This is a genomic window from Streptomyces cacaoi, from assembly GCF_006539165.1.
Lineage (GTDB): Bacteria > Actinomycetota > Actinomycetes > Streptomycetales > Streptomycetaceae > Streptomyces > Streptomyces cacaoi.
On the sequence record NZ_BJMM01000052.1, the window covers coordinates 30,091 to 41,049 of the forward strand.

Annotated in this window: 9 protein-coding genes and 1 pseudogene; 7 read left to right on the forward strand and 3 right to left on the reverse strand. The window is 72.9% G+C overall.

Going from position 1 to position 10,959, the window contains the following annotated elements; genetic code table 11:
- The first annotated feature begins 207 nt into the window (after nt 1-207).
- The 5 genes from SCA03_RS29865 to SCA03_RS29885 all read left to right on the forward strand — a co-directional run bounded on the left by SCA03_RS29865 (nt 208) and on the right by SCA03_RS29885 (nt 8,192).
- Nucleotides 208-4,953 carry an Rne/Rng family ribonuclease gene (locus SCA03_RS29865; RefSeq protein ID WP_141275760.1) on the forward strand — a complete coding sequence of 1,582 codons (4,746 nt, stop codon included), beginning with the start codon at nt 208-210 and terminating at the stop codon, nt 4,951-4,953.
- 328 nt (nt 4,954-5,281) lie between these two features.
- Entirely contained in the window at nt 5,282-5,605 is a 324-nt protein-coding gene (gene rplU / locus SCA03_RS29870; protein WP_030886289.1) for a 50S ribosomal protein L21, read from the forward strand.
- A gap of 13 nt (nt 5,606-5,618) precedes the next feature.
- The gene (gene rpmA, locus SCA03_RS29875; RefSeq protein ID WP_030886292.1) at nt 5,619-5,873 is read left to right on the forward strand and encodes a 50S ribosomal protein L27; all 255 of its coding nucleotides are present in this window, start codon (nt 5,619-5,621) and stop codon (nt 5,871-5,873) included.
- A gap of 256 nt (nt 5,874-6,129) precedes the next feature.
- Entirely contained in the window at nt 6,130-7,572 is a 1,443-nt protein-coding gene (gene obgE, locus SCA03_RS29880; protein ID WP_030886294.1) for a GTPase ObgE, read from the forward strand.
- A 29-nt stretch (nt 7,573-7,601) separates the two neighbouring features.
- Nucleotides 7,602-8,192 (forward strand): Uma2 family endonuclease, encoded by a 591-nt coding sequence (locus SCA03_RS29885; RefSeq protein ID WP_086815741.1) that lies wholly within the window; start codon nt 7,602-7,604, stop codon nt 8,190-8,192.
- Between the two features lie 30 nt (nt 8,193-8,222).
- On the opposite strand, the gene SCA03_RS29890 is transcribed toward SCA03_RS29885, so the two are convergent.
- Both SCA03_RS29890 and SCA03_RS29895 read right to left on the reverse strand, forming a co-directional pair.
- Nucleotides 8,223-8,534 carry a hypothetical protein gene (locus SCA03_RS29890; protein WP_086815743.1) on the reverse strand — a complete coding sequence of 104 codons (312 nt, stop codon included), beginning with the start codon at nt 8,532-8,534 and terminating at the stop codon, nt 8,223-8,225.
- 59 nt (nt 8,535-8,593) lie between these two features.
- Nucleotides 8,594-9,004 carry an ATP-binding protein gene (locus SCA03_RS29895; RefSeq protein WP_230989003.1) on the reverse strand — a complete coding sequence of 137 codons (411 nt, stop codon included), beginning with the start codon at nt 9,002-9,004 and terminating at the stop codon, nt 8,594-8,596.
- An 88-nt stretch (nt 9,005-9,092) separates the two neighbouring features.
- Here SCA03_RS29895 and SCA03_RS29900 point away from each other — a divergent pair, with 88 nt between their 5' ends.
- The gene (locus SCA03_RS29900) at nt 9,093-9,941 is read left to right on the forward strand and encodes a helix-turn-helix domain-containing protein (protein WP_086815745.1); all 849 of its coding nucleotides are present in this window, start codon (nt 9,093-9,095) and stop codon (nt 9,939-9,941) included.
- Entirely contained in the window at nt 9,901-10,167 is a 267-nt protein-coding gene (locus SCA03_RS29905) for a DUF397 domain-containing protein (protein WP_086815747.1), read from the forward strand. Before SCA03_RS29900 ends, SCA03_RS29905 begins: the two co-directional genes overlap by 41 nt.
- Nucleotides 10,168-10,236: 69 nt before the next feature.
- Here SCA03_RS29905 and SCA03_RS29910 read toward each other — a convergent pair.
- Nucleotides 10,237-10,959: pseudogene (locus SCA03_RS29910) on the reverse strand (hypothetical protein); the annotation flags it as partial.

The window sequence follows — 10,959 nt, forward strand, 5'->3', positions numbered from 1 at the left end:
GGGAGCCACCCGGGCCACTGCCGGGCAGGCGAGCGCACCGACCAACAGACTTTCGCCGTAGCCGGTCCGCCGAACGGGACTGGGCCGGAACCGGCGAGTGAGACAACAGCTCCTGTGCGGCGCCCGCACACCTCGGAGCGGTCCGCAGCGAAGGACCGCCGCCGTACGAGGCGTGGCGCCCGGGAGCGTGACGGGAGAACCGCCCGCATGCTCGAACCAACTGAATCCCACGAGGCCGAAGCCGCCGACACCAGCGCTTCCGCGGGGGCCGCCGGATCCGCCGGATCCACGCCCAGCGACAACCTCCCCCCGCGCCGCCGCCGTCGTGCGGTGAGCCGCCCGGCGGGACCGCCCGCCGCCACGTCCGGGGCCGCCGCCTCCGAGCAGGCCCCCACCGGTACGTCCGTGGACGACCCCGCCCTTCCCGGCGCGACCGGCTCCGTACCGCAGGACACCCCCGGCGCACCGGAAGCCCCGGCCGCCGCGCAGGACGAGCCCGTCGGCTCCGCGCACAGCGCCCCGGAACCGGCCGAAGCGCCCGCCGCCCGGCCCCGCCGCCGCGCCTCCCGCAAGGCCACCGCGCCCGCGGGCTCCCCGCCGGCCGCCGAGCCGGCCGAGCCGGTGTCGGCCGCGCAGCCGCAGCAGTCCTCCGGCACGGACGAGACCGGAACGGAGACCGGCGCGGGCGCCCCGGCCGAGGAGCCCGCCGCCGGGCAGTCGGCCCCGAAGGCCCGCTCCCGCCGCCGTGTGACCCGCCCCACCGGCACGCCCTCCGCCCCCGCGGCCTCCACGGCCGGTGCCGGGACGCCGGAGAGCGACGCCGCCGCCGAGCAGCCCCCCGCCGCCGAGCAGCCCCCCGCCGCCGAGCCGTCCGCTGCTGCCGAGCCGTCCGCCGGACGCACCCGCCGCCGCGCCACCCGCAAGGCCGCGGCAGCCGAGCCCGAGCAGGCCGCGCCGGAGCAGACGCCGGAGCCCGCACCTGCCGCCGAGGCCGAGCCGGAGCCCGCTCCGCGTACCCGCCGTCGGGTGTCCCGTCCGGCCGGTTCCGTGACGGGGACGGCCGCCGGGGACGCCCCGGAGAGCGCCGGGCCCGCCGAGGCCGAGGCCCCGGAGGCGGCCGAGAGCCCCTCGAAGGGTGCGAAGGCCGCCAAGGGCACGAAGAAGAGCAGGTCCGCCAAGGCCGCGGAGCAGGTCGAGGCCGCCGAGCCCGTCGAGGGCTCCGGCGCGGCCGAGGGCGAGGCCGAGCAGAAGAAGCCGAAGAAGCAGGCCAAGCAGACGAAGTCCGGAAAGGCGGAGAGGTCCGCGGAGGCCGGGACGGCGGACGGGGCGGACGAGGCCGCCGCCGAGGCCGGGAAGTCGGAGAGGTCCGCGAAGGCCGAGAAGCCTGCCAAGGCCGAGAAGTCCGCCAAGGGCGAGAAGGCCGAGAAGTCGGAGAAGCCTGCCAAGGCCGAGGCGTCCACCAGGGCTGCGAAGCGGGCCGAGCAGCCGCAGGGGGCTTCCGCCGGTGCGGCGGACGAGGCCGCGGCGGAGCAGCCCGCCGAGCGCAAGGCCACGCGCGCGTCCCGGCGTGCCGCGCCGCCCGTGGCGATGTTCCAGGCGCCGGTGTTCACCGAGCCCGCCTTCCAGACCCCGCAGAGCGCCGCCGCCGAGGCCGCGGCGGAGGCCGAGCGCCGCGCCGAGGAGGAGCGAGCGCAGGCCGAGGAGGAGCGCGAGGCCGCGGGCACCCGCCGTCGTCGCCGCCGTCGGGTGGAGGCCGAGGCCGCCGAGCCGCGTCCTGCCGCCGAGGCGGAGGACGCCGAGGAGGCCCCGGAGGCCGACGGGACCGGCCAGGAGCCGGAGCAGGAGCCGGTGGCCGGCGAGCGCGCGGGTCAGGAGGGCGAGGCGCTCTCCGACGAGCGTCCCGCACGCCGTCGTCGCCGGGGTGGCCGTCGCCGTCGCCGGGGCGAGAGCGCCGAGCACACCGAGGGCGAGGGCGCCGAGGCGCCGTCCGGCGAGGAGCGTGGGGACCACGCCGAGCAGGAGACGGACGAGGAGCCCGAGCACGCCGAGGGCGGTGAGGGCGGCGAGGGCCGTGGCGAGGGCGGCTCCAGCAGCTCGCGCCGTCGCCGCCGTCGCCGTCGCCGCTCCGGTGACGCCGACGGGCAGCCCGCCGACAGCACCGGGGACGACCCGGAGCGCACCGTCGTCAAGGTCCGCGAGCCGCGCAAGAAGAAGGACGGCGACGCGGGCACCTCGGGCGACGAGGTGCAGGCCATCAAGGGCTCGACGCGTCTCGAAGCGAAGAAGCAGCGCCGCCGGGAGGGCCGTGAGCAGGGCCGCCGCCGGGTGCCGATCATCACCGAGGCGGAGTTCCTCGCCCGCCGTGAGGCCGTCAAGCGCGAGATGGTCGTCCGGCAGAGCGGCGAGCGCACCCAGATCGGGATTCTTGAGGACGACGTGCTGGTCGAGCACTTCGTCAACAAGGAGCAGTCGACGAGCTACGTCGGCAACGTCTACCTCGGCAAGGTGCAGAACGTCCTGCCGTCGATGGAGGCGGCCTTCGTCGACATCGGCAAGGGCCGCAACGCCGTGCTGTACGCGGGCGAGGTCAACTTCGAGGCGCTCGGCATGGCCGGCGGGCCGCGCCGGATCGAGACGGCACTGAAGTCCGGCCAGTCCGTGCTCGTGCAGGTCACCAAGGACCCGATCGGCCACAAGGGCGCCCGGCTGACCAGCCAGGTCTCCCTCCCGGGCCGCTACCTGGTGTACGTGCCCGAGGGCTCGATGACCGGCATCAGCCGCAAGCTGCCGGACACCGAGCGCTCACGGCTCAAGCAGATCCTCAAGAAGGTCGTCCCGGAGAACGCGGGCGTCATCGTGCGCACCGCCGCCGAGGGCGCCAGCGAGGACGAGCTGCGCCGGGACGTCGAGCGGCTCCAGGCGCAGTGGGAGGAGATCCAGAAGAAGGCGCAGAAGGGCAACGCGCCGACGCTGCTGTACGGCGAGCCGGACATGACGGTCCGGGTCGTCCGCGACATCTTCAACGAGGACTTCTCCAAGGTCATCGTGAGCGGCGAGGGCGCCTGGGAGACGATCCACAGCTACGTCTCGCACGTCGCGCCCGACCTCTCCGACCGGCTCCAGAAGTGGACCTCGGACGTCGACGTCTTCGCCACCTACCGCATCGACGAGCAGCTGGCGAAGGCGCTGGACCGCAAGGTGTGGCTGCCCAGCGGCGGCTCGCTGGTGATCGACCGGACCGAGGCGATGGTCGTCGTCGACGTCAACACCGGCAAGTTCACCGGCCAGGGCGGAAACCTGGAGGAGACGGTCACCAGGAACAACCTGGAGGCGGCCGAGGAGATCGTGCGTCAGCTGCGGCTGCGCGACCTCGGCGGCATCATCGTCATCGACTTCATCGACATGGTGCTGGAGTCCAACCGGGACCTGGTGCTGCGCCGGCTGCTGGAGTGCCTGGGCCGGGACCGCACCAAGCACCAGGTCGCCGAGGTCACTTCGCTGGGTCTGGTGCAGATGACCCGTAAGCGGGTCGGCCAGGGCCTGCTGGAGGCGTTCTCCGAGCCCTGTGTGCACTGCAACGGGCGCGGCGTCATCGTCCACCTCGACCAGGCCGTCGCCGCCGGTGGTGCCGGGGGCAAGAAGAGCCGGAAGAAGGGCAAGGCCGAGAAGAGCGAGAAGGCCGAGAGGGCGGAGAAGCCCGAGAAGGGCGGCAAGGCGGCTCGCCAGGCCGAGGCCGTCGAGCCCTCTCCGGCCACCGCGCCGGCCGCCGTCGCCGTCGAGCCGGCGGACGGGACGGAGGCCGTGGAGGTCATCGAGCCCGCCGAGTCCGCGCGGTCCGCCGAGCCCGTCGAGTTCGTCCCGGACGAGGAGCTGTACAACAGCGCCGCCGAGGCGGAGGCCGCCGCACTGCGCGGTGGACGCCGTCGCCGGGGCAGCCGGAAGGCGAGCGCGCCGGCAGGGGCGCCGAAGGCCGCCGCTCCCGAGGCGGAGCCGGCCGAGCAGTCGGCGGCCCGGCCGGAGCCGGCCGAGGAGCCCGCCGCCGCGCCTGCTGCCGCGCCCGCGGCCGAGCCCGCCGCCGAACGTGCTGCCGAGCCGACGCCTGAGCCGACGCCCGAGCCCGCGGCGGCAGGTGGCCGGCCCCGGCGTCGTGCCACCCGTAAGGTCAGCGCACCGGCCGGTTCGCCCCGGACGACGGAGGAGGCCGCGGCCGTGACGGTCGTCTCCGCGCAGGAGACCCCCGCGGCTGCCGCCGAGGCACAGCCCGAGCCCGCGGCCGAGGCGCCGCAGCCGGAGCCCGCCGAGGCGCCGGCCGAGCCGGTCCGCGCCCGTCGCCGGGTGACCCGCAAGGTCACCGCCCCGGCCGGTCCGCCCGCCGGTGGCGAGGCCGCCGCGGAGATCACCGAGCCGGTCGCGGCGGCTCCGTCCGGAACGGAGCCGGAGCCGGAGGCAGCGCAGGCAGCGGGCGCTGCGGAGCCGACGGAATCGGCGGAGTCGGCTGAGTCGGCAGCGTCGGCTGAGTCCGCGGCGTCGGCCGAGTCGGCGGAGGAGGCCCCGGCCGCCAGGAAGACGGCCCGGAAGACCACCGCGAAGACCGCAGCCAAGAAGTCCACGGCGAAGAAGGCGACCGCCAAGACGACGGCCAAGGCGACGGCGACCCGCACGGCGCGGAAGACCGCGGCCAAGAAGGCCGCAGCGGCGGAGGAACCGGCCGGGTCCGGTGCCGAGGCCGCCGGCGCGACCGAGGCCGCCGAGGCCGCGGAAGCGGAGAAGCCGGCCAAGAAGACGGCGCGGAAGACCGCCTCGAAGTCCACGGCTTCGACGGGTGCCGCGGCCAAGAAGACGGCCGCCAAGAAGTCGGCTGCCAAGAAGGCCACGGCGAAGAAGGCGGCCACGAGGAAGACGGCCGCCGCCGAGCAGGACCCCACCCCGTCGGTCTCCGCCGAGACGGACTGACCCTGCTCGTACGGCCCGGGCCCGGACACCCTCCGGCCCGGGCCGCGCGAGGCCGTGTTCCGCACTCCGGAGCCCGGGTCAGGAGGGCTCGACGGGTGAGGTAACCTGGGGTGTCGGCGTGTCGTAGCGGCACGCCACGCTCCTGAGCAACCACCTCCCGCCCTCCCGAGGGCATGGGAGAGGCCGTCCATCCCTCCTGCCGGATGGGCGACGACCGACGGACGACCACCGGCTGACGATGACCGGCGGACGACCTCCCGAAGGGACGAGCGGACGTCGCGGACGGCTGGCATCAGGGGCTCCGATTCGAGCGAGAGAGAGCTGAAGCGTGTACGCGATCGTGCGCACCGGCGGCCGCCAGCAGAAGGTTTCTGTGGGCGACGTCATCGAGGTTGACCGTATTTCGGAGAGCAAGGTCGGCGACACCGTCGAGCTCTCGACCCTGCTCGTCGTCGACGGTGACGCGGTCACCAGCGACCCGTGGGTGCTGGCCGGCGTCAAGGTCCAGGCCGAGGTGGTGGACCACCACAAGGGCGACAAGATCCGGATCCAGAAGTACAAGAACAAGACCGGTTACAAGAAGCGCATCGGTCACCGCCAGCTGCACACCGCGCTGAAGGTCACCGACATCCCCGCCCCGGCCAAGAAGTAAGGACTGAGGAGAGATGGCACACAAGAAGGGCGCATCGTCCACCCGGAACGGTCGCGATTCCAACCCGCAGTACCTCGGCGTGAAGCGTTTCGGCGGCCAGGTCGTCAACGCGGGCGAGATCCTGGTCCGCCAGCGCGGCACGCACTTCCACCCCGGTAAGGGCGTCGGCCGCGGCGGCGACGACACCCTGTTCGCGCTGGACGCCGGTGCCGTGCAGTTCGGCACCTTCCGCGGCCGTCGCGTCGTGAACGTCGTTCCGGCCGAGTGACCGGGTCGACCCGGTAACCCAGCACCTGGTGGCCCGGTACCCCGGGCCGAGTGACCGGTGACCCCGGTCGTTCACCAGCTCACCGAGGGCGGACTTCCGCGTTCCGTTCGGGATCCAGCGTCCCGTGCGGGATGCGGGTCCGCCCTCGGCGCGTTATGTCTCGTACATCGTTCTTCCGCGGAGCCCCGGCTCCGCACCCCGCCAGCACCCGGGCCGCGCACGGCGGCTCCGTCACCAACGCCGGGAGGCACCTCTCATGACCACCTTCGTCGACCGCGTCGAGCTGCACGTCGCCGCGGGCAACGGTGGCCACGGCTGCGCCTCCGTCCACCGTGAGAAGTTCAAGCCGCTGGGCGGCCCCGACGGCGGGAACGGCGGGCGCGGCGGTGACGTCGTCTTCGTCGTCGACCCCGATGTGACGACGCTGCTGGAGTACCACCACGGCCCGCACCGCAAGGCCACCAACGGCCGTCCCGGCGAGGGCGGGCACCGCTCCGGGCAGGACGGCAAGGACCTGGTGCTGTCCGTCCCGGAGGGCACGGTCGTGCTGGACTCGCGGGGCGAGGTGCTGGCGGACATGGTCGGCGCGGGCACCACCTTCGTCGCCGGGCGCGGCGGCCGGGGCGGCCTCGGCAACGCGGCGCTGGCCTCGGCCCGCCGCAAGGCGCCCGGCTTCGCGCTGCTGGGCGAGCCGGGCGAGGCGCGGGACGTCGTCCTGGAGCTGAAGACGGTCGCCGATGTGGCGCTCGTCGGCTACCCCAGCGCGGGCAAGTCCTCGCTGATCTCGGTGCTGTCCGCGGCCAAGCCGAAGATCGCCGACTACCCGTTCACGACGCTGGTGCCGAACCTCGGCGTGGTCACGGCCGGCGCGAGCGTGTACACCATCGCGGACGTGCCGGGCCTCATCCCCGGCGCCAGCGAGGGCAAGGGGCTCGGCCTGGAGTTCCTGCGGCACGTCGAGCGTTGCTCGGTGCTCGTGCACGTCCTGGACTGCGCCACGCTGGAGACGGACCGCGACCCCGTCTCCGACCTGGACGTCATCGAGGACGAGCTGCGCCAGTACGGCGGGCTGGACGACCGCCCCCGCCTCGTCGTCCTCAACAAGACGGACATCCCCGAGGGCAAGGATCTGGCCGACATCATCCGGCCCGACCTGGAGGAGCGCGGCCTGCCCGTCTTCGAGGTCTCGGCGGTCTCCGGCCAGGGCCTCAAGGAGCTGTCGTACGCGCTGGCCCGCCTGGTGGACGAGGCGCGCGCGGCCCGGCCGGCGCCGGAGGCGACCCGGGTCGTCATCCGGCCCAAGGCGGTCGACGACACCGGCTTCACCGTCACCCGCGAGGAGGACGGCCTCTTCCGGGTCCGCGGCGAGAAGCCGGAGCGCTGGGTGCGCCAGACCGACTTCAACAACGAGGAGGCCGTCGGCTACCTCGCGGACCGGCTGGCCCGCCTCGGCGTCGAGGACGAGCTGCTCAAGGCGGGCGCACGCGAGGGCGACGGCGTCGCCATCGGTCCCGAGGACAACGCCGTCGTCTTCGACTGGGAGCCGACGATGGTCACCGGCGCGGAGATGCTGGGCCGCCGCGGCGAGGACCACCGCATGGACACCCTCCGCCCCGCGGCCCAGCGCCGCCGCGACCGCGAGGCCGAACGCGACGAAGCCCTCCGCGCATACGAGGACTTCGACCCCTTCGAGGGCTGACTCGGCTGCCGCCCGGCTATGGTCGCCGCATGAGCGTCGAGCCGCTGCCCGACTGGGTGGTCCCGCCCCCTGGTGGATTCACCGCCGAGGGGTTTCTGCGGCTGACCGGCCTTCCCCCGCACACCGAGCTCATCGACGGGAGCCTGGTCTTCGCGGGCCCGCGGGAGAAGTGGCACAGCCGGGTCATCAACCTGCTCACGGGGCAGCTGGACCAGCAGGCTCCGGCGGAGCTGCGGGCGGACCGCGAGATGACGGTGCGGCTCGGCAAGCGGCAGGCACCGGAACCGGACGTGGTGGTCGTCACCGCGGAGGCGTACGCGCGCGAGGAGCCGTCGACGTACTACCTGCCGCAGGACGTGGTCCTCGCGCTGGAAGCGGTCTCTCCCGATTCCGAGGACCGGGACCGCGACACCAAGCCGCGCAAGTACGCGGCGGCGGGTATCCCGCACTACTGGCGCGTCGAGAACGACCGGGGCCGCACCGTTGTCTACGTCTACGAGCGCGATCCCGCCACCGGCGCCTACGCATTGACCGGTATCCACCACGAACGGCTGAAGACGCCGGTGCCCTTTCCGGTCGACATCGATCTGACCGCCGTCGGACGCCGCGGCCAGTCCTAGCGGACGGGAGCCGACTCGCGAAGGGCGGCCCTACGCCTGCGCGGGCAGCCTCCGGATGATCTCCTGAAGCCCCGCGGCGGTCTTCGCGAAACCGTCGTCGACCTTGGCTTCGAGTGTGCCGACCTTGGCCTCCAAGGTGCCCAGCCGCTGGCCCTGTTCGAGCTGCGTCTCGCGCAGAGCGTTGAGGGTCTGGTTGTGAGCACGCAAGGCCGCGCGCAGCTCCGAAGCGTCGCGGTCGGCCGCACCGGCGAGGAACTCGGTGTTGCCGACCTTCGTGCGCAGCTCGTCCAACTCGGCCTCAAGGGCTTCGATGCGGCGCATGGCGTCTTCCAGATTGCTCACGGTTTCCTCCGGCTGAGGTTTCGTACAACTAGCGTACCGGCGTGCGCGGGTGAGGCAGATCACTCGCTCACCTCGCACCAGACCGTCTTTCCTTCGTCGTGGACGACGACGTCCCACGTGTCCGTGACGAGTGCGAGCATGGCCAGGCCCCGGCCGGATTCGGCCAGGAGGTCCGCGCCTTGTGGCGGGGGAGCGGGCAGAACCGGGCTGCGGTCGTAGACCTCGATCCGGACGCCGCCGAGCGTGCGGATCACGGTCGAGACGCACCAGCGGTCCGGCACGTGCCGGTGGACGTTCGTCAGCAGTTCGGTCAGCGCGAGCGTCACCGGTTCGGTGAGGTGCGGGAGTTGCCACACGGTGAGGTAGACGCGGGCGGCGCGGCGCATGAAGTACGGCGAGTGCTCGCCCACGTGGAGCCGGTGGCTGAACTGGCGGGGGCTCTCGCGGGGTGGGAAGTCGAGGACGTTCACGATGCGAGTGTGTGTCGGGACGGCTACGCTGAGCCATGGCTTGAATCCAACTCCCCAGCAGGTTGCGCCGGTTGAGCAAGGAGCTCCCATGGCCAACATCAAGAAACTCGACCCGGGAGCCTCCCCGCTCCACTACTTCGGCGCGGAACTGCGCTGGTGGCGCGAGCGGGCCGGGCTCACCCTGGAACAGGTCGGAACGCGGGTGTACCTCACCGGTTCCCAGATCGGCCAGTTCGAGACGGCCGTCAAAGTCCCCCGCGACGAGCATGTGCCGCGGCTCGATCAGGTGGTGGGTGCGGGTGGTGCGCTCATCCGCGCCTGGGAACTGGCCAAGCGGCAGCCGTTGCCGCCGAAGCTTCGCCAGATTGCGGAGATCGAGTCCTCGGCTTCGCAGATCCTGGCCTTCGAACCACAGCTTGTCCCCGGGCTGGTGCAGACCGAGCAGTACGCCCGCGCTGTCCTGGGCGTCGTCAGACGGCAGAACCTCGATGTCAGGGTCGCCGGACGAATGGCTCGGCAGCGCATGCTGGAGTGGGAGGAAGCACCTCTGCTGTGGGTGGTGCTCTGTGAGGCTGCTCTCCACCAGGAAGTGGGCGGCCCAGAAGTGATGCGAACTCAACTGGTCCGCCTATTGAGTTACCGGCACAGTGAACGTGTGCACGTACAGGTGCTGCCATTCCGGGCTGGCGCGCACGCCGGGGTGATGGGCAACTTCAGCCTCTACCTCTACGAGGACCGGCCCACAGTGGCGTACGTCGAGACCTATGGAAGGGCGGACGCGAGCGTGGATCCGCTAGGGGTCCGGGATTACTCCTACCGTTACGATCTTCTGCGTGCCGCCGCTCTGTCTATCGAGAACTCGGCGGAGCTGATCACTCGCGTGATGGAGGAGCGTTATGGGCACCGAGTCGAGACTGAGCCGCCTAACCTGGCGTAAGTCGAGCCACAGCGGTCACGATGACGGCAACTGCGTCGAGTGCGCCCCCTGCAACGGCGCGGCATGGCGTAAGTCGAGCTACAGCGGTGACGACGACGGCAACTGTGTAGAGGTGTCCCCCGAGTGTGGGGCCGGGGTGGCGATTCGGGATTCCAAGTGGCCGGGTGGACCTCAACTGAGGGTCGGTGTGCGGGCGTTCGGGGTGTTCGTCGACGCGCAGCGGTGAAGACAGAAAGAGCGGCGGCCCCGCCCTGGCTCGGGTGGGGCCGCCGTGTCGTCCGGGTGGGGCCGGGGGTCAGGCTGTGACCGCGTCCTCCGCGTCCGTCGCGGTGGAGGTGGAGTCGAGGTCCGGGTCGTCGCCGCGTGAGGCGGACTCCCGCTGGGAGGGGATCTCCGAGGCGCGGCGGGCGACCCGCTCGTTCCGGGCGTCCGCCTCGTCGCCGAGGCGCAGTGCCGCCTGGTTGAAGCGGGCCAGCGAGGGCGGGTCGGACGGCCCGAGGAGGTGCACCTTCAGCTCCTTGCGGGCCGCGACGAGGGTGTCCTTCTCCGGGTCGCGGACGGACTCCAGCAGCTCGGGGACCTGCGCGGCGTCGGGGCTGAGGACGGTGCCGGCGCGGACGGTCGGGAAGACGTGCCGGAACTCCTCCTCCGTCATGCCGCTGGTGTTGGCCACGGCGTACGGCTTCTCGCTGCTCAGGTAGTCGGAGACGACCGAGGAGACGTCGGAGACCAGGAGATCCGCCTGGTTGAAGCAGCTGAAGATCGCCGGGCGGGGCCCGGTGACGATCTGGTGCTCCCACTCCGGGAGCGAGGCCCAGTAGGCGTTCTCCCATGCCTCCAGCGCCGCGTCGACCCGTGCGGAGCGGCCCTTCTCCGGCGTGCCCTGCACCCGCATGCGCTCCAGCTCGTCGGCGCTGGAGCGGAAGGCAGCCGTGGTGGTCCGGTCCAGTTCGGCCGTGCACCGCTCCAGCTCGGCGGTGGCGGCGGCACCGGGCCGCTCCCCGTTCCGGCCGGCGTT